Origin of the sequence: Neorhizobium phenanthreniclasticum, assembly GCF_040066075.1 — a bacterium.
In the GTDB taxonomy this organism is placed as follows: Bacteria; Pseudomonadota; Alphaproteobacteria; order Rhizobiales; family Rhizobiaceae; genus Neorhizobium; species Neorhizobium petrolearium.
On record NZ_JBEAAL010000019.1, the window covers coordinates 49,068 to 74,761 of the forward strand.

The following is a 25,694-nucleotide window of genomic DNA, read 5'->3' on the forward strand; positions in this document are numbered from 1 at the left end:
TCCAAGCGAATAGCGAATAGTGAGTAGCGAATAGAAAGAGATCGCCGAGCGAAGGGAGTAGCGAGCGCACAGGTGGCCGTCAGGACAACCTCTATTCGCTATTCGCTACTCCCTATTCGCTCTTATGCCGCCGCGAACTTCACCACCTTGATCGCCTCGAAATTCTGCACCCCGCCGCCGACGCGCTTGGTCGTATAGAAGAGCACATAGGGCTTGGCGCTGTAGGGATCGCGCAGGATGCGCACGCCGGCCCGGTCGACGACGAGGTAGCCGGAGCGGAAATCGCCGAAGGCAACGGACAGCGAGTTCGCCGCCACGTCCGGCATTTCCTCGGCTTCGGCGATCGGAAAGCCCATCAGCGAGGCAGGCTGGCCGGCGGCGGCCGGCGGACGCCAGAGATAGTTGCCGTCGGCATCCTTGAACTTGCGGATATCGGCTTGCGTCTTGCGGTTCATCATGAAGGTGCCGTTCTGGCGGTGCCCGGCCTTCAGCGCGTAGACGAGTTCGATCAGCGTGTCGGAAGGGTCCGTCGATTGCCAGGCGCCGGCGGCACCGGAAGCGACATAGCCGATATTGCCCCAGCTCCAGGCGCTGTCCGCGACTGTCGGATAGGACAGGAAACCTTTCGGCTTGTTCACGCCATCGCCGCGGATGAAGGCATCGCCCTCCTGTTCGGCAAAGACGATATCCACCTCGCCGGCGATCCATGACTCGATGTCGACCGCCGCGTCGTCCAGCAGGCCTTGAGTGGCGGCCGGCATGGCGTAGAGTTCCATGGTCGGGAAGGAGAGTTCCGCAAGCTGCGGCGTGTTGGTCTGCGGCCTGGCCGCCGTCTCCGCCACCCAGCCGGTGGCAAGGCCCGTCGTCGCAAATGGCTTCTTCAGCACAGCGGAAGAGACGGTGCGCACGGTCGAAAGCGCCCGCATCGGCGAAACCACGGAGATCCGCCGGCCGATCTCGGTATCCGTCTCAGGCGGCACCAGATATCCGCCGTCCGTGCCGGAACCGGACGAAAGGGCCTTGGCCTCCAGCTCGCGAAGCCCCGCTTCCTCGCCCCGGCGGATATAGGCGTCGAAGGCGGCCTTGTGCTCGACCGTTTCGGCGGAAAGTTCGCCGCCACCCCGGCCGAGCTGCGGACGGGCCTTCTTCAGCACCAACTGGTCGAGCACCTTCTTCTGGTCGTCCATCGCGCGGTTGATGCGGTCCACCTTGTCGCGCGTCACCACGTCGGCCGTCAGTTTCTGCTCGATCTCGCCGAGCCTGCGGTCGTTGACGTCCTTGAACGCCTCGAAGGCTTCCATGAATTCGTCGAAGGCGGCCGTCACCGTTTCCGGCACTCCCTTGACTTCCGGGGCCTTCACCTCAGGCGCCACGCTTGCTGCATTCGTCATATCGCTTTTCCTTTGAAGGTTGACTGCATCATCATCTTCGCCGCCCGCCGCATCTGGCGGACGAGCTCGGTTTCCCGGTCACGGAAGAACCGCGCATGCTTGACGTCGGAGACCCGGGCCGACGGGAGCATCGGGAAGGTCACGACGGAAATTTCCCATAGATCGGCCTCGAGGATTTTTCGGACGCCCGTCTTTGCATCGGTACGGGCCTTCACCGTCCGGAAGCCGATCGACAATCCGTCGAGCGCGCCCGATTTCATCAGCGCCAGCACCTCGCGGGCGCGGGCCACGCCCGGCGACAACACGCCCTCGACATAAAGACCGCGGGCATCCTCGCGGATCGTCTTCCAGGCGCCGATAGGCTCGTTCGGATCGTGCTGGTAGAGCATGCGCACACCCGGCGCGCCGCGTTCGACGAGCGAGTGCCTGAAGGCGCCACGTTCGATCGTGTCCTTGCCGAGATCGACCTCGCCGAAAATGCTGGCATAACCTGAGAAGGTCCCGTCGCCGGCAACGCCGGCAAGTTCCAGATTGGCGAATTTGCGCCCACTGGGGCGTACGGACGGGCGCGGCCCGCGATAAGCGTGCATGGGTAGTCTCCTGAAATGTCTTTGGATTCTCGGCTCCTCTCCTCCGCGAAACGGAATTTGGAGCATGGACTGCGCGGCAGGCGCCTATCTCCCCCTTGGCGGGGGAGAATGGAATTTCAGCACCTTAGCGGAGCTAAGTGCTAGAAATTCCAAGAGAGGGGGAAGAGCGGGCTGCGAAGCTGAACAATTGATCCCGTAAATCGATTGCAGTGATGAACGCCTTGAGAGCGAAAGGCCGGACTGGATGGAGACGAATTAGCCCCTCTCCTGAAAAATCTAGCACTTAGCCTCCGGCTAAGCTGCTGATCTTTCTTCCTCTCCCGCAAGGGGAGAGGCGGGCCTTCACCCAACCCGTCTCCCATACCTGTCCGCCACCCGCGCCAGCACGCCCAGCACCCACCAGGCGGACAGACTGGCCGTCGCCGCGCCCGCGAGCATCACCTCGGCGCCTGAAAGCTCGCCGCCGATCCCCAGCCTCGTCTCGAGCCAAAGCCCGGTCGGACCGCCGAAGATCAGCCCGAAGCTCACGCCGGTCAGGAAGCGGCTCGCCGCCTCGCGACGGCTTTTCGGCACGAGGTAGATCAGCGAGACACCGGCTCCCGCCATCGAGCCCAGGACCTTGGCGATCCCGACGCCCGGATCGCTTCCGAGGTCAGACATTTTTAATCTCTCTTTTTTAGAATTTGCGCATAAAGAGCCGCCAGGGCTCGGCTGCAGTGCCACGCGCCGTCAGGCGAAAAGGATACCGCAGCTCTTCAAGATGCCGCATGTCCGATCACAGCATGCAGCAGCCATAACGGCTCACTCGGCCTCCCTTCGGGGCGGCCGCTTCTGTTTTCGTCAGTCTTCGGAATCGCTTGGACGTGCTTGTTGCGAAGTTGAGTCCGGGGCTTGAGAGGTTGAGCCAGGTTCTTGACAAACCACGCGAAGGCGATGCTTGCCGATTGGCTCAGCCTTCTTCGCCGGGTTCGCCGTCCTTTTCGAGTTCGAGCGGCTCCTGGCGACCGTGACGGATATGCGAAACGTAGACGGCTGACTTTTCAACCCGATAATGGATGATGTAGGCTCCCGATACGAGACGGCGGCGCCCCTCCAGAGCCTGAAGATCACCGCCTGCCCTCGAAAACTCCCCTAACAGCCGCAAGGACGCCCGCAACTGGCGCATCACCGCCATTGCGGCGCGTGGATTGAACTGCTCCAGATAGGCGCGCTCCTGCCGGAGGAACCGGCCCGCTTTCTTCGACAGGATCACCTTCATCACGCAGCGTCGCTTTTGCGCTCATCCAGAAGCTCGTCGAAAAGCTCCTCCATGTCGACCGTCTCGCCATCGCGGATCTGCTCTTCGCCCTTGCGGATCTGCAGGATATCGTTCCCCTCCGCCATCAGATAATATTTCAGCGCGCGCACGATCACCCAGGATCGGCTGCGATCCGCGGTCTCAGCGATCTTCTCGACGTCTTCCAGAATGTCGAGCGGCAGGCGCAGCGTGATCGGATCGGAAAGAACAGGCTTGGCCATGGGAGCCTCCATTTGTAATACGGCGTATTACAAATTACACCAATTCCGCTCCTGTTAATACCCCACCGCTTCGCGCTTCTCATCATCGCTCAGGAAGGCCGCGGCCCCCACCCTCGCCCAGAGCGCCTCACGTTCTGCGGAAAGCCCGGCGATCCGGTCGAGGTCGGGCTCCAGCCGCAACCCGCCTCCATAGGCATCCGACAGCCAGGCGGAGAAGCTTGCGGCGGTGCGGGAAATCAGCGGCAGCACGGTCAGGCGGTAGAAGGCGCGGTTCGCCTCCTGGTAATTGGCATAGGTGTTGTCGCCCGGAATGCCGATCAGCATCGGCGGCACGCCGAAGGCGAGCGCGATGTCGCGCGCCGCCCCGTTCTTCGCCTCGATGAAATCCATGTCCTTCGGCGAGAGCCCCATCGATTTCCAGTCGAGACCGCCTTCCAGAAGCAGCGGCCTGCCGGCATTCACCGCACCGGAATAGCCCGCCTCCAGCTCATCTTTCAGCCGCTCGTACTGGTCGGCTGAGAGATTGCCGCCGTCCTTCGGCTGGTAGACGAGCGCGCCGGAGGGTCTGGCGGAATTGTCGAGCAGCGCCTTGTTCCAGGAAGCCGCCGCATTGTGCAGGTCGAGCGCCGCACCCGCCGCGCCGATCGGCGGAAAGCCGCAATGGTCGTCGAGCGGATGAAACAGTTTCAGATGCAGCAGCATTATGCCGTCCCCATCCGCAGCCAGCCGCCGCGTGACGCCGCCGGCGCGGTAGTCGTAGCCCGCCACCCAGCCGTCGCGCCCCTCGACCACGCTCACCCGGTCGGGGCGCAGGAGATGCAGTTCCCGCAGGGTCCCGCCGATCAGAAGCGGCTCCACATAGGCATTGCCCGAGAGCAGCAGATGCCCATAGAGCGCCTCGAAGAAATCCGGTCCGCCCTGCCGCCCGTTCGGCCGGGAGATGAGCGCCAGCGCCGGATGATCCGCCACCTCGCTTCCGCCTTCATAGGCAAGCCAGGGCACCGCCGCTGCCGCCTCGGCAATCATCCGCATGGCACGGTAGGCGACCGGGTTCCTCATGAAGCCTGCACGCGACAGCGCCGCATAGGAACGTCCGGACCAATAGGCCGCGCCCTCGCCGGAAACGATCGTAAATCCTGACGCAAAGCCCGTTGCCGTTTTGGTCTCGGGCTGGGCAGCAAAAGCGCCTGCAACCTCGGATGCCCGGGCTTCGCGCATGGCCTTTCGTCCGCCGGCGGAAAACCCCTGAGGGAACCACCGGCGCCGGAATGGAGATTTCATGGAATAATTCCTTCGGCTCTATAAGGATCGGGCGGCTCTGTAGAGATCGGGCCAGGTGCAGCGGCCGCGCCTTCAACCCGTGGTGTAGCTGATGCAGCTATAGAAGGCCCTGCCATAGTCGGCGAGTTGCGGCGCCCGCTCGATACCGTTGATGATCCGGCGTCCGTTCAACCAGTCCTCCTTCGGTCCCAGGAAGAACTGCTCCAACCGGTGACCGGTGAAAATGCCCTGCTCCATGCCGAGGAACATGATGCGCAAGGCGACATCCATCCGCATCGTCACCGAAGGGTCGGTCACAAGATCCATACCGGTCACCCGGCTTAATTTCTCGTAATTGCGGCGGTGCGTAAGCTGCACCAGCCCGCGGCCCAGCCAGGTCTGGCCGCCCGGATCCCGTCGCCAATAGGGATTGCTGACCCAGGAGAGCCGTCCGCGCCGCCAGGCGTTTTCCAGTATGGCGATGGCCTTGTCGTCCGTCGGTGCCAGCGTTTCCCGCACCGGCTGCATCGTTCGGGCCGTCTCGTGGAATGCCGTCCCGAGCATATAGGCGAGCCAGCGATCGTCCTTGGCAGGACTCGTCTGCTCCCAATGATCAAGAATCGCCTCCAGCCCATGGACCTGATGCTGCTGAAACCGTCCCCCGAACAGCCGCTGACGCGCGTTCTCGAAGAAGAAACGCCTGTTGATCCCCATTCCCAACCCTCCCGTTTCGCGATTGATAATTATCACATTCTCGCAAAAATTGCATATGCGACCTACATCTTCAAGGGGATTCTTTTCTTCGCCACGCCTATAGGGTGCAATGCTGCGAACGAAGGTGCGCCGGGGAGGCATCCCGCCGATCCTGGTCCTCAACATTCAATCGGTTTAGAAAAACTAAATCGTTTTAAGCTCTTAGGCGCCACTTTACTTTTCATTGACGCTATGGAACCAACGGTGCCGCAGGACGTTCATGTCTGCCTTCTAATGAACAAGGAGATCATGATGATGCAGCAGCCGATGCAGGCCGCCCCTTCCAAGCAGATCCCCCAGCATATCGCCGAGCGCATGGAATCCGAATGGAAAGAGATGCGCGAAAACGCTCCGCCGAAGCCGGCAAGCCAGCAGCGCTGATCACCACGATCCAATCATCGAGCCGCGTCAGATGCCCCGCACGCGCGGCTCCCCCGAACCTTCCAGCAGAAGCGCCGTCAGCGCCCAGACCAGTGCGTCGAGCCGGTCTGGCGAACGGCCGGAAGACAGCCCGTCCGGACCAAAATCGCACATCTGGTCCTCCAGGTCCGCGAACCGTCCGGCATGGCTGACCCGCCCCTGCTCGTAGAGTGCGGCCACCGGTTCGGCCCGCAGGAATTTTCCCCGCGTCGCGCGCACCATGGTCACCGGCAGGACCGAATCGACGCTTTTCAGCATCGCCGTCACCATCTCGCCGCCTTGGTTGACCTCCGCCACCACGCGGTCCGCCTGGAAGCGCGAGAAGGCCTTCGCCACCGCATGCGCCCAGCCGGCCGGGCTTGCGCCCTCCACCGAGCAGTCGGCAAGCACCACGGCCCTTCCGCTCGTCTCCAGCCCCGCCACGACGATGCCGCAGCAGGAACCTGCGCCTGAACCGGAGGGTGGATCGACCGCCACGACGATGCGCCTGAGCGCGCCGGCGAAGCGTCCCCCCTGAAAACCGATCCGGCAGGCTTCGATGTCGGCGCGTTTCCACAGCGCGTCCTCGCGGTCCTCGATCAGCTCGCCGGCGATCTCCTGCCGCCCGAGCCGAGTGCCGCCATAGCGCGCCTCCAGCACCTCCAGAAAACCCGGCGCCAGATTTTTAGCATTCGCCTCGGTCGAGATCCTGATCAGACTGGTCCCCGGGTCGGCGATCAGCCGTTTCAGCACCGGCACCGGCCGTGGCGTGGTGGTCACGAGCTGGCGCGGATCCGCCCCGAGCCGAAGCCCGAACTGCAGCATGTCGAACGTCTCTTCGGCATGTTTCCATTTGGCGAGTTCATCGCACCAGGCGAAGTGGAATTGCGGCCCGCGCAGCGCCTCCGGGTCTTCGGAGGAGAAGATCTGCGCCACAGCACCGTTCGGCCAGACGAGCCTGCGGCGGGAAATCTCGAAATCCGGCCGCTTCGCCCTCGCGACCCGGCAGATGCCGGAAACGCCGTCGATCATCACCTCGCGGGCATCGCCCAGCGTTTCCGCCACCAGCGCGATCCTGAGATTGGACCGTTGTTCCGCGGAGGCCAGCGCATGCACCCATTCGGCGCCGGCGCGTGTCTTTCCCGACCCTCGCCCGCCCATGATCAGCCATGTCCGCCAGTCGCCGGCGGGAGGATGCTGCTCGCGGCGGCCATTCAGGAGCCACTCCCGCTCATGACCGGGCATGAAGTCATCAAAGGCATCACCAACTTGCTCCTCCGAAGTCGGAGGACGAATGTTCATGGGAGAGGAGCAGTGCGGCAGACCGATCTCTCCCCTTGTGGGGGGTGAGGCGTGATCCGGCGAAGCCGGAGCGATCGATCCAGTGAATCGATCGCAGCGCCGAACGCCCGGCAGGACAGAGGGGGGTGCCGCCTCAACCTCTTCGTCAATGATCAGCTTCTCGGCACGGTCGCCACCCCCCTCTGTCACCTCTGGTGACATCTCCCCCACAAGGGGGGAGATCGGCGGAAGTTCGCCGCGATGCCTCGCGCTGTCATCCGCGATCGCTTTGGCCAGCTTCCTGCTTTCCCCAGATGCTGCGACGTTTTCCTCACGCGCGGCCGTGATCGTCTGCATGCCTCGATTCAATTGCTTCGAAACCACCAATGCCTTGCTCGCCATCTTCTCGTCCGCCAACCGTTGTGTCCGGAGGCTCGGCGGCTTTGCGTTCAAGTAGCTCGGTGACCCACGGCGGCGGACCATCCCGTTTCCATGCTTCAAAAAGGCGGGCGGCATATTCATTGGCGCGCTCCTCGATCAGTTTCATGAAGCGGGCTTTCGCCTCCTCATACCCACCCTCATCGGCCACGCGTTCGGCTTCCAGCTCCCTGTCACGGGCAAGCTGGCGCTGCAGGCTGTCGACCTTTTCGAGGGTGCGCACGATCAGCGACATGGCGTCGGTTGCCGCCTTCACGTCGGCGCGCGCCAGTTTCTGGGCCGCCTCGTCGCCGTCTTCCAGCGCCTTTTCCGCCGACCTTCGCATGTCGCGGAATGTTTCGAACTGCGCACGCATCTCGCCGGTCATATCATTGAGCAGCCGGCGCAGTTCCTCGGTCGGCTGGATCGCGCTTTCAGCCGACTTAATTTCCAGCAGCACGCCGCGCGCCCTGTCGGCCAATATCTCGTCGTCCATGACGATCCCGTCACCATAGGCAGGCCGTTCTGCCCAGAGCCCGAAGAGCGCCGGATCGAAATTTTCGAATTCATCCATGGCCGATTCCCCGATGCGCTTTCGCGCATACCGCGTCGCCTGGCGCCCGTTCCCGGCCCCAGCGCTCCCGCTATCGATTGTCGTGATAAAAAAGACCCGGCATGAAGACCGGGCCGATGACCGAAAGCCTTGCCACCGACAACCTCAAAGGCTCCGCGCCGGCGCAATTCTTCGACTGTAACCAAACCCTATCAAACCACCGTCACGCCGTCAAGGATTATTTTCCTAGCATTTTAATTTACGTACGAAAACTCCTGCTTTATAAAACAAATTCAATTAGTTAATGCTATGTCCATTCTTTCTGACTGCCATTTTCACGATGAAGCCGCCGCTTATCGCTTTGTTGAGTAGCGCGCTTGGCCGAATGGCCCTGTATGCCCGCACTGCGGCGCCTTCGAGCGTATCAGTACCATGAAGGGGGGAAGACTCGGATCGGCACCTACAAGTGCTACCAATGCCGCAAGCCTTTCACCGTGAGGGCTGGAATCAACTTCGAATGCAGCCACGTCAAAATGCACCTTTGGCTACAGGCTATTTTCCTGATCGCCTCTTCCAAGAAGGGCATCAGCGCCAATCAGCTTCACCGCACCCTTGGTGTCACCCTCAAACCGCATGGTTCATGGCCCATCGCATTCGCGGAGCAATGCGCGAAGGTGGCCTTGGCCCTATCGTGGCGAAGGCACTCGTATGCTTCATACTGACGAGACAGGCAAAGACTTTGATGCAGCGGCTAGAGCGCCCCTGAAACCGAAAAGTTCTTGAGATCAATTACAGCGCAGTCTTGGTGCGCTTCGCGCAAAACTCCCAACAAATTATTGGTCAAATGGTCTTCATCAGCCCAAAGACGGAGTCGCGGGAATTTTGCGCCCTTAATCTTAACCCGCCCAAAATCTAAGACAGAATCTTCTGGGTTGATCCTATCGGCATGCCATTTGCGTATCCACCAAGCCCAGAAGTCTGCCGCTTGAAGCGGCAAGAAATCTTCATCGTCTTCGAATTTCGGGAGAGAACCATAAAGACGTCTTACCGCTGCTGGCCTGGTATTCATGTATTCGTCCCACCCAGCTATAACCTGCCTCTTTTCACTTTGCTCATCAAAGATGAAGTCAATTTTTTCGCCAGACGCGATTATCCCCTTAAGATCATGCTCTCGACCATTATGAAACAGATCCATAAGATGCTTGAAGGCAAGCATATATTGATTGTCCATAAAGCCCCAATTGATCGGGCGTCCATCAGAAAGTCTGATCCTTTGTTTTGCGCGGACCAAGTCTTCCTTCCTGTAAACAAAAGATATGGCGCACAAAACATGACTGGAGATGATATTGAAGAAAGCTGGAACTCGCTCCATTCTTTCATCCAAGTACGCCATTTCGGCCATCTTGAACCTCTTGGAACCGCTATTCCCAAGCACTCCCCATCCCAATGCATTTTCCCATTCTTTTGAAAATTTTGCCCACGCTTCCGCAGACGAGATAAAGCCTGCCAAAGCGAATACGTCATCGTCTCCGCTATCGTCTATATAGGCCTGCAAAACCATGAATAGGCGCTTCCCAGATCGGCGAGGAGCGATACCGCTCACCAATGACCACATTCTATCGGCTACTTTGGATGCCCCATGAATGGGAAAGTATGGGGGTAGCAACTTCAGTCATCGTCTTATCACCATATGGTTCGGTACGTAAGCATAAATCTGGGATTATTTTCCTATGTTGCAACAAATTTTATAACCTTGGCAGGCGTCCGGCCAATTTGTCAGGGACCGCATCCGCACAGAGACGCCGCTTGCCACAGGTGAGAACCTGCGGGACAATCGACGCGGGAGGAACCGACCATGGGTGTCTACAACGATGTCATCCTGCCAAAACTCTGCGATCTTGCGATGCGGAACGAGCGGCTGCGGCCGTATCGCGAGCGGGTGATCGGCGCCGCCGAGGGGCGGGTATTGGAGATCGGCAGCGGTTCCGGGCTCAACCTGCCCTTCTACGGCGCGAGGGTCCGCGAAATTCTGGCGCTTGAGCCTTCCCCAAATCTTCTGGCGCTCGCCCGCAGCGCCCCGCAGTCGGCAATGCCCGTCCGGTTCATCGAGGCCTCAGCGGAAGCAATCCCGCTGGATGACGGCAGCGTCGATACGGTCGTGACGACCTGGACGCTCTGCACGATCCCGGGGGCGGCCGCGGCACTTTCGGAAATGCGCCGCGTGCTGAAACCCGGCGGCAAACTGCTGTTCGTCGAACACGGGCGGTCGCCCGACCGCGGCGTGCGCTGGTTTCAGGATGGCCTCACCCCCGTCTGGCGGCGCATCAGCGGCGGCTGCCATCTCAATCGCCCGATCCGGTCGATGATCGAGGACGGCGGATTTCGGATCGACCGGGTCGAGACCGGCTACATGCCGGGGCCGAAACCGATGACGTTCATGTACGAAGGCAGCGCCCACCCAGCGTGATGCGCCTCACGTGCCGCAGAACGTCTGCGTCACCCGTTCCTCCGGCTTCGGCGGCGCCATCAGGTCGGCGAATTCCGGCCGCTCGTCGTAAGGGTTTTCCAGTGCCTCCAGCAGCCGTTCGAAGAAGCTGAAATCGCCGTAATTGGCGGCGGCAATCGCCTCCTCCACCCGATGGTTGCGGGGAATCACCGCCGGATTGACGGCGCGCATCGCAGCCGCCCGTTCCCCGCCCGACCGGTCTTCACCCGCCAGCCGCTCCCGCCATGCCGTCAGCCAATCCTGCGCCTTGGCGGGGTCGGCAAATGAGGCGAGAAATGCCTCGTCCCGGCCCTCGGCCGCATCGGCCAGACGCCGGAACGCAAGGGTGAAATCCGCCTCGCCTTCATGCATGGCGGCCAGCAGCGACTGGATCAGCTCGCCGTCGCCATCCGCTCCGGAAAACAGCCCGATCTTCTTCCGGAAGACCGTGAGCCACTCGCTCTGGAACCGTTCGCCGAATTCTGTCAGCACGGCATTCGCCGCATTCACCGCCTTTTCCTCGTCGCTGTCCAGAAGCGGCAGCAGGCATTCGGCCAGCCGCGCGATGTTCCACTGGCCGATGCCCGGCTGGTTGCGATAGGCGTAGCGGCCCATCTGGTCGATCGAGGAGAACACTTTCATAGGATTATATTCATCGAGAAAGGCGCAGGGGCCGAAATCGATCGTCTCGCCGGAAATCGTCATGTTGTCGGTGTTCATCACGCCGTGGATGAAGCCGACGCCCAACCAGCGGGCGATCAGGTCGGCCTGTTTCAGAGCCACGGCCCTCAAGAGCGCAAGATACCGGTTTTCTTCGTCTTTCAGCTCCGGGTAATGCCGTTCGATCACGTAGTCGGCGAGGAGCTTCACGCCGTCATTGTCACCGCGGGCGGCGAAAAACTGGAAGGTTCCCACCCTCACATGGCTTGCCGCGACCCGCACGAAGACGGCGCCCTGCTCGACCGTCTCGCGATAGACCGGCTCGCCGGTCGCAACCGCCGCCAGCGCCCTTGTCGCCGGAATGCCGAGTGCGGCAAACGCCTCGGAGACGATATATTCGCGCAGCACCGGTCCCAGCGCGGCGCGGCCGTCGCCGCGGCGGGAAAACGGCGTCGGTCCGGCACCCTTCAGCTGAATGTCGCGGCGCAGCCCGTGCCGGTCCACGACCTCGCCCAGCAGGATCGCGCGGCCGTCGCCGAGCTGCGGCACGAAATTGCCGAACTGGTGGCCGGCATAGGCCATGGCGATCGGCGCAGCGCCGGGCGGCACGACATTGCCGGCGAGGATCGCTGCCAGCCGCGCCGGATCGGAAAAATCCGCCTCGACACCCAGTTCCTCGGCAAGTTCCTGGTTGAACTTGATCAGCTTCGGCCCCTCGACCGGCTCGGGATAAACGGAGGCGAAAAACCGGTTCGGCAAGCGGGCATAGGAATTATCGAACTGGAACACGGGAAACTCCTTCGGCGCGGCAGGCTTCTTCCGCCGCGCGGGCTCTTCCCCAATATGGGGAATCTCCCCTGTCGAACAAGCGAAATGCGCTTTTGTTGCGCGCTTCAGGCACTCTTCAGCCGTATGCCGAAACCGAACAGGAAGGTGAGCGCAGCACCCGCCGCCGCCGTACCGTAGAGCCACAGCGAGGCGCTCGCATCGCCGTTTTCCAGGCCCGCGACGAGCCCGGTCGCGGTGGCGATCATGCCGGCGATCCCCGCGCCGATCGCGTAGCCCGTCGTCGAGATGGTCGGCAAAAGCGCGCTCGCCAGATCCCGCTCGGCACTCTCGGCCGCTTCCATCGCCGCCTGGTTGATGCTTGCCCAGGCAACCCCGAAGCCGGTGCCGATCGCCATCTGGCCGACAAGCAGCGGCATCACGGAGCCCATCGCGAAGGCTGTGCCGAGCGCCAGGAAGCCGAGGAGCTGAAACAGCGCGCCGCTCAGCATCCATCTCTCCCGCGAACCGACGGCCGCCACCCGGCTCACCAGCACCGCGACCGCGCTCCAGGTGAGCGCCATGATCACGACGATGGAGCCCACCACCGACGGCCGGAAATCGAAGACGGCGCCGATCATCATTGCCAGGTAGACGCTGCCGACCGAATGGCTGGCGGACATGATGAGCAGAACCCAGAACCCGTGCCCCAGCACCGAGCCGAGCCGGAAAGCGCCCGCCGGAAACAGTTTCGGGCCGATCTTCCCGTCGAGCTTCAGCGCCGGCAGGAAAAGTGCGGCACCTGCGGCGATCGTCATGGCCTGCATGCCGCCTCCACTCATCACCGATGACAGCGACAGGACGAAGGCGGCTGCAAGGCAAAGGGCAATCGTTGCGACGGAAAGCGGGACGGGCGCCGCCTCCGTCATCCGGGGCTTTGCGGCAAGCGCGAAGAAAGGCAGAAGCAGGACGAAAGGCGCAACCGCCAGAAACGACGCACGCCAGGAATAGGCTTCCGTCAGCAGCCCGCCGGCCAGCGGTCCGGCGATCGCCGCAACGGCCCAGACGATCGCCTCGACGGCAAAAACCCTGGCGATCAGCGCGGACGGGAAATTGGCCGGGATGAGGCTGTAGCAGATCGCCACGATCAGCCCGTCGGCAATGCCCTGGAACAGCCGCCCGGCCATGATCCAGGAAAAGCTCGGCGCCGACAGCGCCAGAAGGCCGCCGAATGCAAAGACCAGTGTCGAGACGACAAGGCTTGTGCGCGGGCCAAACCGGTCGCGCATGGCCGCCGCCCCCGTGCCGCCTGCTATCGAGCCCAGGAAGTAGAGCGTATAGGCCCAGCTGAAATAGGCCGTGCCGCCGATCTCCGCGGCCGCCGGCGGCAGGGCCGCCACGATCGCGAACTGGTTGAAGGCGTGCAGGCCGACGCCCGCCGAAATCAGCCCGAGCATCGCCCCGTCGCGGCCCTTCAAAAGCCTCGACCAACCCACATTCACGTCCTGCAACACGCCCTTACCCTTCCCTTTGTCACGGTCGCCGGGACGCTACAACCTCAAGCACAGTTGAGGTCAAGGGATAGGATGAAAATAAAATTCCTTCTGTTTCAGCCCCTTATGGGGGCTCTTCGGTTTTCGCATCCTGTTGTATTTTAGCTACAGCTTTTCAAGTTATCCGCCATACATCATAATCATCTTCAATCGGAGGGAATATCCATGAAGGCTCTTTTCATTCTTGCAGCATCGGCCGCCATGACCGCTTCTTCCGTTGTTTTCGCAGCAGATGCGGTCGAACAGATCCCCGCCGCGCCGGAAGTGGTGGAAACGCCATCCTTCACGTGGTCCGGCCCTTATCTTGGTCTCCATGGCGGCTATGCCTGGGGTGAAGGTGACGCGACGGCAGCCGGCGGCGGCGGTGACGACAATTTCGACGGCGGGCGGTTCGGCGGTTTCGTCGGTTACAACTGGCAGTTCTCCAACGGTTTCGTGGCCGGTGTCGAAGGCGACCTGAACTACGACTGGAACGAGAACAGCTATGCGGGCGGTTTCGACATGGACACCGGCTTCTCCGGTGGATTGCGCGGCCGCGTCGGTTATGCTTTCGACCGCGCATTGCTTTATGCGGCCGGCGGCTGGACGATGACCAATATCAGCGTCGAAGGGCCGGGCGTGGATGACGACGACACCCTGCATGGCTGGACGGTCGGCGCCGGTCTGGACTATGCCTTCACGGACAATTTCTTCGGCCGGGTGGAATATCGCTACAACGACTATGGCGACGGGGATCTCGGTGGCTTCGACACCGATTTCAACCAGCACATCATCAATGTCGGCATCGGCGTGAAGTTCTGAGGCCCTGGAGAACCAGCCCTCTGTCTGATTGTCATCACGAGAAAGCCGCCTGAAGGAAACTTCCGGCGGTTTATCCGGTCGGCTGAGTTTGCCGAAGCGGAAAGGGGCGCGGGCATCGGGACCGCGAACGCAGATCGTCCCGGAAGCGAAGGTCCGCCTCATCATGCCGCAGCCCTTCGCATGAATTGACGTTTGTCAAAATTTTGAAAGGCGACTACTCTACAAGCTCAGGTAGTTCATATCTGCCGTGGCGGGGCGACATCGTGCAGGAATTCATCGCGAAGAAAAACATCGAACGCTTTCGCTCGATGTTGGAAGCGGAAGTGGATGAGGGCCGGAGGCGCATGCTCGAGAAGCTGATCGAGGAAGAAGAACGCGTGCTCGACGCCATCAAATCGGCGACGCAATCTGACGGCGACCAGGACTGAGAGATTGCCTTCCTCTGTCCCGCAGATGTGGACGTTTGGTTAAAATGGCGGCACCCTGCGGTCTCACCCCGGCAGATCACGAAACCGCCCCGGTTGCCGATCCAGCATCAAAGCATAAATCCCCGCTCCGACGGCCGAAGATGTGATCCCGAACTTCATTTGAAGCTCAGGATCACACGGGTGCTCTGCCGGGTTATGTTTCGGAGTTCTCTTCCAAGATGCCTAGACTCCAATACCACCGGCTATGTTCACGGTCTCGCCGGTAATGTAGCCCGCATGTGGTCCGGCGAGGAAGCAGACGGTTTCCGCCACCTCTTCGAGGGTTGCAATGCGACGGATCGGATGCATATCAAGGATGGCGTCACGGTTCGGAAGCTCACCAGCCACATCAGCGGCCATGTCCGTGGGCATGATGCCCGGCTGGACAACGTTGACGGTGATATTGCGGGGGCCAAGATCGCGCGCAATGCCCTTGGCGTAGCCTGCGAGCGCCCACTTTGTTCCGGCATAGTCGGCGACACCCGAGAAAGGCACGACTGAGCCAAGGCGAGAGCCGATGAAGATGATCCGGCCGCCATCGGTCAATTTCGGCGCTGCCGCGCGCGTGTTGGCGATCGTACCCATAACATTGACCTGCCACTGGCGGTTGTATTTCTCACCGTCGAGTTCCGGATCGTCGACAGTCTGGCCCTGGATCGCAATGCCGGCATTGTTCACAAGGATATCGAGCCTGCCGAACTCGGCAAGCACCCTGTCGATCAAAGGCCTGGCGGAGGCAAGGTCAGCCTGGTCGCTCTTTACCGCAATCGCGCGAACACCTTTTCCTCTGAGCTTCTCCACGACAGCTTCCGCCTTGTCTACCGAGGCCGCGTAGCTGATCGCAACGTCTGCTCCGTGGTCGGCAAGCGCTTCCGCGGTCGTAGCGCCAAGGCCGCGGGAGCCGCCGGTTACGAGAGCGACCTTTCCCTTCAGTATGTTCGACATGGGTACCCTTTCTAGGTTTGGTCAGGGCGCCGCCCGGTTGTGGCGAGCGATGCCGTCACTTTTAGTAATGTGCGTTACGATAATGACCGGTATGAAATTTGACGGCCGCGGTCAAGGGGTTTAATAATGATCATTATGAAACAGGCCGGCTTGAACTGATGGGACGCCATCGCGAATTCGACGTGGACAAAGCGCTCGACGCCGTTTTGTGCGTCTTCTGGCGCAAGGGCTATGAGGGGGCATCCTACGCCGACCTGACCGCAGCCGCCGGTGTCGAGAGACCTGCCCTCTATTCGGCATTCGGCAACAAGGAAGCCCTCTTCCGCAAAGCCCTGGTGCGCTATTACGAGCGATACCTGCACTATATCCCGGCGGCTCTGGCGCTTCCGACGGCGCGAGAGGTCGCAGCGCACATTCTCTACAATGCAATCGACCTCAACACCCGTTATCCCGACCATACGGGATGTCTGGTCATCAACGGTGTCCTGGCAGGATCGGATGACGCGGAGCCTGTCCGGCAGGTGTTGATAGAGGCTCGCGTGGTCGCCGAGGCGCAGCTTCGCGAACGCTTCGAACAGGCAAAGGCCGAAGGCGACCTGCCGGAGACGGCCAGACCCGATGCCCTTGCCGCATTTCTCATGGCCGTGCTTCACGGCATGGCGGTGCAGGCCAAAGCCGGTTTCAGTCGTGAAGCGCTTGAGGCCGTCGCCGAGCAGGCGCTGTCCACGTGGCCTGCGGGCCGCTCTGCGCTATCCGGAAAGTCATCCTGAACGCCAGGCGAGATGCCGGTCGCCGCTTGCAAAGATCTGTGCGCCTGCCGATCCAGCAAAGCCGGGGTTGTTCATCCCGATACTGGAGCGATCGCCAGGATCTTCGTTGTGTTTGCTTTCCAGCAAAGACCCTATGGAAAAAGTCGATACCGTTTCTTCTTCCGAGTAAAACGGGTAACAGACCATGAATGGCCAAGGATCAAAGCAGGACAGCGGCGCGCTCGACGCCTCCTCCGCGGATGAGAACCTGATCGTATGTACCGACTTCGCCATCAGGAAGACGGATGGCCGGGGCTTTGAAGTGAGGGTCATGACCCAACGCGGGTATTATTGGGTTTCAGCCAATCACGCGGATCGTTACGATGGCGAGACACAAACGTTCGTCCTCAGCCTGATCGAAACCAACAATTTCCTGCAGCAGGTGCGAAAGGTCGGCCTGCGAACCCGATATCACGGGCCGACCCATATCGATCTTCTTTGACGCTCGTCGTGATGCCGGATGTGTCAACGGACGGCTTTGATATCGGACAATGTGGTCCGTCCGTTTTCAAGCAAGATGAATACCGGTTCCAAAGAAACCGAGTTGAGGAGCTGGAGCATGAAAAGCATTATCGCATTGACCGCCATTTGCATCGCTCTTGCCGGATGTACCCAGACGAGCCGCTATACCAGCGTGCCCGGATACGCCCATAGAACCGATCCCACCTGCAAAAGAACCCAACCACCCTCGAAATACGACCCGAAATGCGATTGCCCGGATGTAGGTTACGAGGGCTTTTCGCCTCCTGTCGCATGCGGATCCAGATAGGTGCCGGCTCCAGACGGAACGGCTCCGTCTCCTCCAATTTCTGTCTGACCATCGGGTCCTGCGAAAACCGCTTCACACTTTCCAGCCGATGCTTCTGAAGCCGGAACAGCTTGCCGCTAGGTTGACCCGATTGCGGCAAGCCCGGCATAAGAGGATATGGCAGCAAGGATTACCAGATCGACTAAGCATAGCGGCGTACGGTTCGAGTGGCGCGGAACATTCGCCAACACGGAACTCAATGAACTTCATTCCGAGTGTTTCCAGCACCCTTTGACCGACGACGATTGGTGGAGCCGGCTCAATACCTTCAGTCTTGGCTGGATTTGCATGCGCATGTCGAAGCGGCTTGTCGGCTTCGTCAACGTCGCATGGGACGGTGGCGTCCATGCATTTTTGCTCGACACGATGATCACAACGGATCTGAGGCGCCGCGGCTATGCCACTGCACTCGTCGAAGAGGCAGTGAAGCACGCAAGAGCTTTACGCTGCGAATGGCTCCACGTGGACTTCGAGCCGCATCTGCGCGACTTCTATTACGGCGCCTGCAAGTTCAAGGCGACCGATGCGGGCCTTATTCGTCTTCGGTAGTTCATCTCCGGCGATCGATGTCGCTGCTGCCATGGCAGATCACCGCCCTCGCACAAGGACGGTGAAGACCGGCCGGTCACGCCGCCACGGGTTGAGGCGTATAGCCCGCTTCGCGGATCGCTTCCTCGGCCCTTGCCGCATCGCCCTCGACTGTGACTCTATGGACCGAGAGATCGATCGTCACCGCAGCATCCGGCAGGGCTTCGCCCAGCGCGCCGCGCACGGTCTTTTCGCAATGGCCGCAGGTCATGTCCGGTACGATGAAAGTCGCAATCATTTTCAAGATTCTCCTTGTTGAGATAAACGCCTTCTGCACCTTCCCACAACGGGAAGGTCAAGCGGGCTGTTTCGTCTTTTTCGACCCCGAGGATGCAGGCACGTCGCCGGCAAGGTCGTCGAGGATCGGGCAGTTGGGACGGTGGTCGCCGCCGCAGCAATGGGCCAGGTGCTTCAGCGTTTTCACCATGCCCTGCATTTCGGCGATGCGTCGTTCGAGATCGGCGATATGAGCCGTGGCGACTTCCTTGACCGCCGCGCTTTCGCGGCTCTTGTCCTGCCAGAGTTTCAGGAGCGTCTCGGTCTCTTCCAGCGAAAAGCCGAGCGAGCGCGCCCGCTTGATGAAGCGCAGGATGTGCACCTCGTCCTCGCCATAGACCCGATAATTGTTGCCGGTGCGGCCCATGGGGCGGATCAGCCCGATCTCCTCGTAATAGCGGATCATCTTGGCCGTCACGCCGGAGGCGTCGGAAGCCTGTCCGATATTCATCTCGTCTCTCCTATCTTTACCGCTTTCAGTCTCAGCGCATTGCCGAGCACGAAGACGCTCGACAGCGCCATGGCGCCGGCCGCAATCATCGGCGACAGCGTGAGCCCGAAGGTGGGATAAAGCACGCCGGCCGCGACCGGGATCAGCGCCACATTGTAGCCGAACGCCCAGAACAGGTTCTGCTTGATGTTCACCATGGTCGCGCGGCTCATGGCGATCGCCGAGACGGCGCCGGAAAGCTCGCCGCCGACCAGCACGACGTCGGCGCTTTCGATCGCCACATCCGTGCCGGTGCCGATCGCGATGCCGATATCGGCTTCCGCCAATGCCGGCGCGTCGTTGATGCCGTCACCGACGAAGGCGATCTTCCGGCCGCTTTGGCTTCGCTGGGCGCGCATCTCGTGGACCGCAGCGACCTTGCCTTCCGGCAGGACCTCGGCCACGACCCTGGTGATCCCGACCTGGCGGGCGATGGCTTCCGCCGTCCGGCGGTTGTCGCCGGTCACCATGGCCACTTCGACACCCATTTCCCGCAGCGCCCTGATCGCAGCCCGGCTTGCGGGCTTCAGGGGATCGGCAACGGCGATTACCGCGGCAAGCTTGCCGTCCACCGCGACATAGAGCGGAGTCTTGCCCTCGTCTGCAAGGCGGCTGGCCGCTTCGGCAAATTCTTCCACCGAAAGCCCGAGCTTCTCCATGAAGCGGTCGGCGCCCACGGCGACCTTGCGGCTGTCGACCACCGCCTGAATGCCGTAGCCGGTGACGGATTCGAATTTTTCGGCCTTCGGCACGGCAATGCCCTTTGCTTCCGCCGCCTTGACAATGGCTTCCGCGATCGGGTGTTCGGACTGCGCCTCGACACTTGCCACCAGTTTCAGAACCTCGTCCCCGGCAAGGCCTTCGGTCGTGACGAGATCGGTCAGCTCCGGCCGGCCCTTGGTCACCGTGCCGGTCTTGTCGAGCACGACGAGGCTTACATTGCGCAGTTCCTGCAGCGCCTCGCCCTTGCGGAAGAGCACGCCGAGTTCAGCCGCCCGGCCGCCGCCGACGACGATCGAGGTCGGCACAGCAAGCCCCATGGCGCAGGGGCAGGCGATGATCAGCACGGCAACCGCATTGATGAGCGCGTGGGTCAGCGCCGGGCTCGGACCGTAGAAGGCCCAGACGGCAAAGGTGAGGACCGCGAACGCGATCACCACGGGCACGAACCAGGCGGTGATCTCGTCGACCAGGGTCTGGATCGGCAGCTTCGCCCCTTGCGCCTGCTCCACCATGCGGATGATCTGGGCCAGCATCGTGTCGCGGCCGACCTTGTCGGCGCGGAAGCGGAAGGAGCCCGTCTTGTTGATGGTGCCGCCGACCACGGTCGCGCCGGCCGCCTTTTCCACCGGCAGCGGCTCGCCGGAAATCATCGATTCATCGACATTGGAAGTGCCGTCGATCACCGTGCCATCGACTGGAATGCGCTCGCCGGGGCGGATGACGACGATATCGCCCGCCACCACCTCGCCGGCCGCGATATCGACCGTCTTTCCATTACGCTCGACGCGGGCGGTCTTGGCCTGCAGACCGGCGAGCTTCTTGATCGCCTCGCCGGTGCGGCCGGCGGCGCGAGCCTCCAGGAGCCGGCCGAACAGGATGAGCGTGACGATCACCGTTGCCGCCTCGTAATAGACGAAGCGGGCGCTTTCGGGCAGCAGGTCCGGCGCAAAGGTCGTCACCAACGAATAACCATAGGCTGCAAGCACGCCGACGGCGACCAGCGAGTTCATCTCCGGCGCACCGCGCAGGAGCGCCGGAAGCCCGAGCCTGAGGAAGCGGAAGCCCGGCCAGAAGATCACCGCCGTCGCAGCCAGGAAATAGAGGTAGTAGAGATTCTGCGTGTCGATGATGCCCATCAGCCAGTGATGGAACGGATCGTAGAAATGGCTTCCCATCTCCAGCACGAAAAGCGGCAGCGTCAGCACGAAGGCGATCGCAAGGTCGCGCTTCAGCTTCCCCTCCTCGCCCTGGTGCATGTGCGCATGGTCGTGTCCGCCGGCATGGGCGGCATGATCCGCATGGTCCCGGCCCGAAGGGTCAGGGCCCGCGTGGTCAAGATGATGACCATGCCCGGCATGCCCCGCGGGTATTGCAGCCGGCAGCATTCCGGCCTCGCGGAGCGCATGATCCATGGCGCCCGGCGGGATTTCGTACCCGACCTTTTTGATCGCTTTTTCAAGCTCTTCGGGCAAAAAGCCGTCCGCCGATTCCACCGTCAGCTTCTTCGTCGCGAAGTTGACCGCGCTCTTGTCGATACCCGGCACCTTGGCGGCCGCATTTTCCACCCGGCGCACGCATGACGCGCAGGTCATACCCTCGACCGGGATGGTGAAGGGTTCGCGAAGACGGTTCGGGTTTACGGTCTGGTTCATCACTGGATCCCTGGGAGCGGTTTCTCTCATTCCCGCCCTATGTGGAGCTTCCCATCATGGGAAGGTCAAGGGGTGATGATGCGGATTTTTTGGCCTCGTCAGAGCAGGAATTCGTCACCGTTTCCGTGGCCGGCCGCCAGACGCGGACGGATGCCTGGGGGACCGTTGCTAGAGAGAGAGAGAGAGAGACGTTATTCGTCCTGGTCGCCGCGCGCTCCGATGCCGAAGACCGGCGCGCTCAATCCCGCGAGCAAGAGCACCAGTTCCGCCTGTCTTGTGGTGCCGGTCTTGCTCATGATCCGCTTCAGGTGCGAGCGAACGGTTTCGAGCGAAACGCCGAGCGAGGCGGCCACCGTTTCCGGCGTCTGGGCCATCGCAATGCCGCGCGCCACGCGGGCTTCGGCCGGCGTCAGGTCGAAGAGGCCGCAGAGAACCCGCATATCCGGTGAGCCGACCTTTCCCACCTCGGTCACCGCCAGAACCGCCATGGAACGGGAGAAGATGTCGCGCGCCGCGCGGCGGATCGGCAGGAGATGCAGGATCAGCGCCGGCGCCCCGTCGCGCGCCATCATCGGCAGCGACTGCACCGTCGGCACGGCTTGAGCCCTGTAGCGCTTTATCGCATCGTCCAGCAGCGCATTGGCGCCTGCCCCCTCCAGGATCAGCCGGTCGGCGGCGCCGGTGCGGATGCGGGGAGCGAGCGCCTCCATCTCGGGATTCATGGCGATCGCCCGGCCTTCATCGCCAATCACCGTTGCCGGCAGGCCGAGCATGGAAAGCGTCTCGGTCATCGAACGGGCTGCGTTGAAGGAAAGGCGGGACGAAAGATAGGCGGCCCGGGCGATATCCGGCTTCAGAAGATTGAGCCGGGCAAGCTCCTCATCGGCAAAATGCTCGCGTCCATGGCCGCGCATGAGGATGATGGCGATCGTATGCCCGGTCGGCTCCTGAAATACGCAGCCGGCTTCCCATTTCACGCCGTGAGGTTCGAGAAAGGTGGGACGGATGAGATCCTCCTCGTATTCCTCCTTCGTCAGGATGTCGATATCACGGCCGAAGGAGAAGGGAGAGCGCTCCAGTGCCCTGGCCGCCCTGGTATTGTTCAACCGGTGTTCGCTCCTGGCGAACTCGGCATAGATTTCCGCGACATTGGGCGTCGTGACGAAGCGATGGCTGCCCTGGCCGTCTACGGTGAAAATGGAGGAACTGTCCGCCGCAACCGCCGAGGCCAGATGTTCACAGGCCTCCGTCCAAAGCTCAGGAACGAGGGCTGCCTCATAGAGGCGGTCTGCCAATGTACCTTCTGCCTTCATCAAACTGCCATCGAATGGTTGAACTGACGGGCATCAGGTTTAATCTCCGCGGGCGGGAAGGTACATTCGCAAAATTACGTAAGTAAGAACTCGCCTTTTGAATATATTTCGAATTTTACCTACCCGGCCGGCAGATAATTCTCGACGACGTGGTTCTCAGCCGTTTCCACCCACCGTCAGCGGCCAGTCGACCAGATAGTCCTCGAAGTCGTCGACATCGACATCCTCCTCGCTGACCGTTCGGCCGCGGGCGGATATGCCGGCGAGATGCACGGTCTCCGGATCGCCGGAGACGAGCGGGTGCCACCAGTAGAGGTCCTCGCCGTCACGCACCAGCCGGTAACCGCAGGTGGGCGGCAGCCAGGCGATATCATCGACCGTCTCGGGCGTCAGCCGGATGCAATCCGGCACCGTCGCCTGCCGGTTGTCGTAGTCCTTGCAGCGACAGCTCGTCCCGTCGAGCAGGCGGCATGCCACCGAGGTGAAGACCACTTCCCCTGTATCCCAGTCCTCGAGCTTGTTGAGACAACAGAGCCCGCAGCCGTCGCAGAGGCTTTCCCATTCCTCCCCGCTCAGCTCGTCGAGCCGCTTCGTCTTCCAGAAAGGTTCTTCCGTCATATCACTTTCGCGGCAGCATGGAACAAATCGCCCATCCTGCCCTTTACCTGTTGCGATTTGGCTATCGCGCTTAAACCATTTGTCAGCTATTGCTGAATAACGGTGAGAGCTCATGCCTTTGATCCCTTCATGGGGCGGCGTCAAGCACATCTCATTGAAAACGGGCGGGGGAATCCACGGTGCAGGACGAACTGCAGGACGAGCCAAAGTCACCCGACGACAGGCCGCGCAGAAAGCGCCACTTCCTGCTGCGCATCGATTCCTGGATCGATTCCACCGTCTGGAATCTCGGTTTCACGCTCGGTGAAATCTGGGAAGAGATCACCATCTTCTCCCGCAAATTCCGCGTCCGCGGCTGCAAACGCATCGGCTTCGAGCTTGCCGGCGAGGCGATGACGCTCGGCACCGCCGGTTTTGTCGTTCTTCTGGCACTGGCGCAACCCGCATTCGAGGAAACCAAGGAAGATTGGCGAAATCGCGGCGATTTCGCCGTCACCTTCCTCGACCGCTACGGCAATACCATCGGCCACCGCGGCATCATCCATGAGGATTCCGTCCCGATCGACGAGCTGCCCGACCATCTCATCAAGGCCGTGCTCGCAACCGAGGACCGCCGCTTCTTCGACCATTTCGGCATCGATTTCATCGGGCTCACCCGCGCGCTCAGCGAAAACGCCAAGGCCGGCGGCGTCGTGCAGGGCGGTTCGACCATCACCCAGCAGCTCGCAAAGAACCTCTTCCTCACCAACGAGCGCTCCATCGAGCGCAAGATCAAGGAAGCCTTCCTGGCGCTCTGGCTGGAGGCGAACCTGTCCAAGAAGGAAATCCTGTCGCTCTATCTCGACCGGGCCTATATGGGCGGCGGCACGTTCGGAGCGGCAGCGGCGGCGCAATTCTATTTCGGCAAGAACATCACGGAAGTGAACCTCGCCGAATCCGCCATGCTCGCCGGCCTCTTCAAGGCACCGGCGAAATATGCGCCGCATGTCAATCTGCCGGCCGCCCGCGGTCGCGCCAACGAGGTGCTCTCCAATCTCGTTCAGAGCGGGCTGATGAGCGAGGGCCAGGTAATCGCCGCGCGGCGCAACCCGGCCACTGTGGTCGACCGGGCGGACGTCAAGGCGCCCGATTATTTCCTCGACTGGGCCTTCGACGAGGTGCAGCGGCTCGCGAAGGATGGCAAGTTCCGCGAGCATTCCGTTATCGTGCGCACGACGATCGACACCGGCCTGCAGCAGGCGGCGGAATCCGCCATGGAAACCAGCCTGCGCGAATATGGCGAGAGCTATAAGGCGAAGCAGGGCGCTCTGGTGATGATCGAGAACGGCGGGGCCGTGCGCGCCATGGTCGGCGGCCGCGACTATGGCGAAAGCCAGTTCAACCGCGCCACCCGGGCACTTCGCCAGCCGGGCTCCTCCTTCAAGCTCTATACCTATTCCACCGCCATGGAGAACGGCTTCACGCCGGAATCGGTCATCTCGGATGCGCCGATCACCTGGCGCGGCTGGTCGCCCCAGAACTACGGCCGGTCCTACAAGGGCAAGGTGACGCTGCTCACCGCCATGGCCCAGTCGTACAACACCGTGCCGGTCCGGCTCGCCAAGGATTATCTCGGCACGGAAGCGATCGTTGCGACCGCCAAGAAGATGGGCATCGAGACCCCGCTCAGAACCGACAAGACCATCCCGCTCGGCACGTCGGAAGTCACCGTGCTCGACCAGGCGACGGCCTATGCGGTGATGCCGGCAGGGGGCATGCAATCGCGCCGCCACGGCATCGGGCAAGTGCTCGGCTATGACGGCGACGTGCTATACGATTTCAACCGCGACGAACCGCCGGCCAGCCGCGTGCTTTCGGAACAGGCGACCTCGTCCATGAACCGCATCCTGACGCAGATCCCGGTGATCGGCACGGCCCGCCGGGCGGCCCTTGACGGCGGCATCGTGACCGGCGGCAAGACCGGCACCTCGCAGAGCTACCGCGATGCCTGGTTCATCGGCTTCACCGGCAATTACACGACCGCCGTCTGGTACGGAAACGACGATTTCACGCCGATGCACAACATGACGGGCGGCTCGCTGCCGGCCATGACCTTCAAGACGCTGATGGACTATGCCCATCAGGGCATCGAACTCCGGGCCATACCCGGCATCGAAAACCCGCTGCCGACCGGCGGCCACAAGGGTACGGAAGTGGCAAAGAAAGATGGCGAGCCCGGCCTTGTGCTCGTGCGGCCACGCTCGCTCTCGGCCGAATCCACCCGCATCCTGAGGCAGATCGGCGAAAACCTGAAGAAGGCCGGCCCGCTCGCACCGGCGGGCACCAAGATGGCCGATGCCGGGGGCACGGTCAGTGAAACGGAACCGGCAAAGGGCGCGCCGGTCATAACGCCGGTCAGCGGAGAGCTGCGGCGGTAGATTCAGGCGGCGTTTCTGGAGAGGAATATCCCCTCACTTGCAATTTCTAACACTTAGCTTTCAGCTAAGATGTTGAAATCGCTTTCTCTCCCACAGGGGGAGAGATAGAGATGCCGCGCTGCCGCGGGCTTACCTCTCCCTTAGTGGGAGAGGTTACAAAAT

The 25,694-nt window shown here is 61.8% G+C and carries 26 protein-coding genes and 1 pseudogene; 9 read left to right on the plus strand and 18 right to left on the minus strand.

What is annotated here, in order from left to right; translation table 11 throughout:
* Nucleotides 1-122: 122 nt before the first annotated feature.
* The 7 genes from ABK249_RS21820 to ABK249_RS21850 all read right to left on the minus strand — a co-directional run bounded on the left by ABK249_RS21820 (nt 123) and on the right by ABK249_RS21850 (nt 5,323).
* Nucleotides 123-1,391 carry a phage major capsid protein gene (locus ABK249_RS21820; RefSeq protein WP_348863986.1) on the minus strand — a complete coding sequence of 423 codons (1,269 nt, stop codon included), beginning with the start codon at nt 1,389-1,391 and terminating at the stop codon, nt 123-125.
* Nucleotides 1,388-1,981: an HK97 family phage prohead protease gene (locus tag ABK249_RS21825; protein WP_348863987.1), complete on the minus strand. Its 594-nt coding sequence runs from the start codon at nt 1,979-1,981 to the stop codon at nt 1,388-1,390. Before ABK249_RS21825 ends, ABK249_RS21820 begins: the two co-directional genes overlap by 4 nt.
* A 342-nt stretch (nt 1,982-2,323) precedes the next feature.
* Nucleotides 2,324-2,641 carry a DUF6107 family protein gene (locus tag ABK249_RS21830; RefSeq protein WP_348863988.1) on the minus strand — a complete coding sequence of 106 codons (318 nt, stop codon included), beginning with the start codon at nt 2,639-2,641 and terminating at the stop codon, nt 2,324-2,326.
* A gap of 289 nt (nt 2,642-2,930) precedes the next feature.
* Entirely contained in the window at nt 2,931-3,239 is a 309-nt protein-coding gene (locus ABK249_RS21835; RefSeq protein WP_227705081.1) for a type II toxin-antitoxin system RelE/ParE family toxin, read from the minus strand.
* Complete coding sequence (locus tag ABK249_RS21840; RefSeq protein ID WP_037157548.1) at nt 3,239-3,499, minus strand: CopG family ribbon-helix-helix protein; 261 nt, start codon at nt 3,497-3,499, stop codon at nt 3,239-3,241. The genes ABK249_RS21835 and ABK249_RS21840 overlap by 1 nt, the downstream gene beginning before the upstream one ends.
* Before the next feature lie 54 nt (nt 3,500-3,553).
* Nucleotides 3,554-4,717, minus strand: a complete 1,164-nt coding sequence (locus ABK249_RS21845) for a phage portal protein (RefSeq protein WP_348864056.1) — start codon at nt 4,715-4,717, stop codon at nt 3,554-3,556.
* Nucleotides 4,718-4,852: 135 nt separating this feature from the next.
* Nucleotides 4,853-5,323, minus strand: coding sequence for a hypothetical protein (locus ABK249_RS21850; protein WP_348863990.1), 471 nt, complete (start codon nt 5,321-5,323; stop codon nt 4,853-4,855).
* Between the two features lie 45 nt (nt 5,324-5,368).
* Here ABK249_RS21850 and ABK249_RS21855 point away from each other — a divergent pair, with 45 nt between their 5' ends.
* A complete protein-coding gene (locus ABK249_RS21855; RefSeq protein WP_348863991.1) occupies nt 5,369-5,893 on the plus strand; it encodes a hypothetical protein in 525 nt (174 codons plus the stop codon).
* Between the two features lie 27 nt (nt 5,894-5,920).
* Here ABK249_RS21855 and ABK249_RS21860 read toward each other — a convergent pair whose 3' ends face one another.
* Both ABK249_RS21860 and ABK249_RS21865 read right to left on the minus strand, forming a co-directional pair.
* Nucleotides 5,921-7,156 (minus strand): DNA-packaging protein, encoded by a 1,236-nt coding sequence (locus ABK249_RS21860; protein ID WP_348864057.1) that lies wholly within the window; start codon nt 7,154-7,156, stop codon nt 5,921-5,923.
* 367 nt (nt 7,157-7,523) lie between these two features.
* Nucleotides 7,524-8,183 (minus strand): hypothetical protein, encoded by a 660-nt coding sequence (locus ABK249_RS21865; RefSeq protein ID WP_348863992.1) that lies wholly within the window; start codon nt 8,181-8,183, stop codon nt 7,524-7,526.
* A gap of 288 nt (nt 8,184-8,471) precedes the next feature.
* Between ABK249_RS21865 and ABK249_RS21870 the strand changes: the two are divergent.
* Nucleotides 8,472-8,853, plus strand: a pseudogene (locus ABK249_RS21870) (transposase); the annotation flags it as partial.
* A 60-nt stretch (nt 8,854-8,913) separates the two neighbouring features.
* Here the strand turns inward: ABK249_RS21870 and ABK249_RS21875 are convergent.
* On the minus strand, nt 8,914-9,723 hold the full coding sequence (locus tag ABK249_RS21875; RefSeq protein WP_348863993.1) for a DUF3800 domain-containing protein: 810 nt from the start codon (nt 9,721-9,723) through the stop codon (nt 8,914-8,916).
* Between the two features lie 294 nt (nt 9,724-10,017).
* Here ABK249_RS21875 and ABK249_RS21880 point away from each other — a divergent pair, with 294 nt between their 5' ends.
* Nucleotides 10,018-10,629: a class I SAM-dependent methyltransferase gene (locus ABK249_RS21880; RefSeq protein ID WP_348863995.1), complete on the plus strand. Its 612-nt coding sequence runs from the start codon at nt 10,018-10,020 to the stop codon at nt 10,627-10,629.
* 6 nt (nt 10,630-10,635) lie between these two features.
* On the opposite strand, the gene ABK249_RS21885 is transcribed toward ABK249_RS21880, so the two are convergent.
* Both ABK249_RS21885 and ABK249_RS21890 read right to left on the minus strand, forming a co-directional pair.
* Nucleotides 10,636-12,096 (minus strand): protein adenylyltransferase SelO, encoded by a 1,461-nt coding sequence (locus ABK249_RS21885; RefSeq protein ID WP_348863996.1) that lies wholly within the window; start codon nt 12,094-12,096, stop codon nt 10,636-10,638.
* Between the two features lie 104 nt (nt 12,097-12,200).
* Entirely contained in the window at nt 12,201-13,586 is a 1,386-nt protein-coding gene (locus tag ABK249_RS21890; RefSeq protein WP_052183121.1) for an MFS transporter, read from the minus strand.
* 204 nt (nt 13,587-13,790) lie between these two features.
* On the opposite strand from ABK249_RS21890, the gene ABK249_RS21895 reads away from it, so the two are divergent.
* The gene (locus tag ABK249_RS21895) at nt 13,791-14,426 is read left to right on the plus strand and encodes an outer membrane protein (protein WP_348863998.1); all 636 of its coding nucleotides are present in this window, start codon (nt 13,791-13,793) and stop codon (nt 14,424-14,426) included.
* A gap of 263 nt (nt 14,427-14,689) precedes the next feature.
* Nucleotides 14,690-14,854, plus strand: coding sequence for a hypothetical protein (locus ABK249_RS21900; protein WP_227702249.1), 165 nt, complete (start codon nt 14,690-14,692; stop codon nt 14,852-14,854).
* 222 nt (nt 14,855-15,076) lie between these two features.
* On the opposite strand, the gene ABK249_RS21905 is transcribed toward ABK249_RS21900, so the two are convergent.
* A complete protein-coding gene (locus tag ABK249_RS21905; protein ID WP_348863999.1) occupies nt 15,077-15,838 on the minus strand; it encodes an SDR family NAD(P)-dependent oxidoreductase in 762 nt (253 codons plus the stop codon).
* Nucleotides 15,839-15,996: 158 nt separating this feature from the next.
* On the opposite strand from ABK249_RS21905, the gene ABK249_RS21910 reads away from it, so the two are divergent.
* The 3 genes from ABK249_RS21910 to ABK249_RS21920 all read left to right on the plus strand — a co-directional run bounded on the left by ABK249_RS21910 (nt 15,997) and on the right by ABK249_RS21920 (nt 18,004).
* Complete coding sequence (locus tag ABK249_RS21910) at nt 15,997-16,608, plus strand: TetR/AcrR family transcriptional regulator (protein WP_227702247.1); 612 nt, start codon at nt 15,997-15,999, stop codon at nt 16,606-16,608.
* 184 nt (nt 16,609-16,792) lie between these two features.
* Nucleotides 16,793-17,089 (plus strand): hypothetical protein, encoded by a 297-nt coding sequence (locus ABK249_RS21915; protein WP_348864001.1) that lies wholly within the window; start codon nt 16,793-16,795, stop codon nt 17,087-17,089.
* 495 nt (nt 17,090-17,584) lie between these two features.
* Nucleotides 17,585-18,004, plus strand: coding sequence for a GNAT family N-acetyltransferase (locus ABK249_RS21920; RefSeq protein WP_415926471.1), 420 nt, complete (start codon nt 17,585-17,587; stop codon nt 18,002-18,004).
* Between the two features lie 76 nt (nt 18,005-18,080).
* On the opposite strand, the gene ABK249_RS21925 is transcribed toward ABK249_RS21920, so the two are convergent.
* From ABK249_RS21925 to ABK249_RS21945, 5 genes are all read right to left on the minus strand, one after another.
* Nucleotides 18,081-18,281 (minus strand): heavy-metal-associated domain-containing protein, encoded by a 201-nt coding sequence (locus ABK249_RS21925; RefSeq protein ID WP_037157581.1) that lies wholly within the window; start codon nt 18,279-18,281, stop codon nt 18,081-18,083.
* A 57-nt stretch (nt 18,282-18,338) separates the two neighbouring features.
* Complete coding sequence (cueR, locus tag ABK249_RS21930; protein WP_037157584.1) at nt 18,339-18,770, minus strand: Cu(I)-responsive transcriptional regulator; 432 nt, start codon at nt 18,768-18,770, stop codon at nt 18,339-18,341.
* On the minus strand, nt 18,767-21,184 hold the full coding sequence (locus ABK249_RS21935) for a heavy metal translocating P-type ATPase (protein WP_348864003.1): 2,418 nt from the start codon (nt 21,182-21,184) through the stop codon (nt 18,767-18,769). Before ABK249_RS21935 ends, cueR begins: the two co-directional genes overlap by 4 nt.
* Nucleotides 21,185-21,375: 191 nt before the next feature.
* On the minus strand, nt 21,376-22,479 hold the full coding sequence (locus tag ABK249_RS21940; RefSeq protein ID WP_348864004.1) for a helix-turn-helix transcriptional regulator: 1,104 nt from the start codon (nt 22,477-22,479) through the stop codon (nt 21,376-21,378).
* Between the two features lie 174 nt (nt 22,480-22,653).
* A complete protein-coding gene (locus tag ABK249_RS21945) occupies nt 22,654-23,115 on the minus strand; it encodes a YcgN family cysteine cluster protein (RefSeq protein ID WP_348864005.1) in 462 nt (153 codons plus the stop codon).
* Between the two features lie 179 nt (nt 23,116-23,294).
* On the opposite strand from ABK249_RS21945, the gene ABK249_RS21950 reads away from it, so the two are divergent.
* Nucleotides 23,295-25,532 (plus strand): transglycosylase domain-containing protein, encoded by a 2,238-nt coding sequence (locus ABK249_RS21950; RefSeq protein WP_415926468.1) that lies wholly within the window; start codon nt 23,295-23,297, stop codon nt 25,530-25,532.
* Nucleotides 25,533-25,694 lie beyond the last annotated feature (162 nt).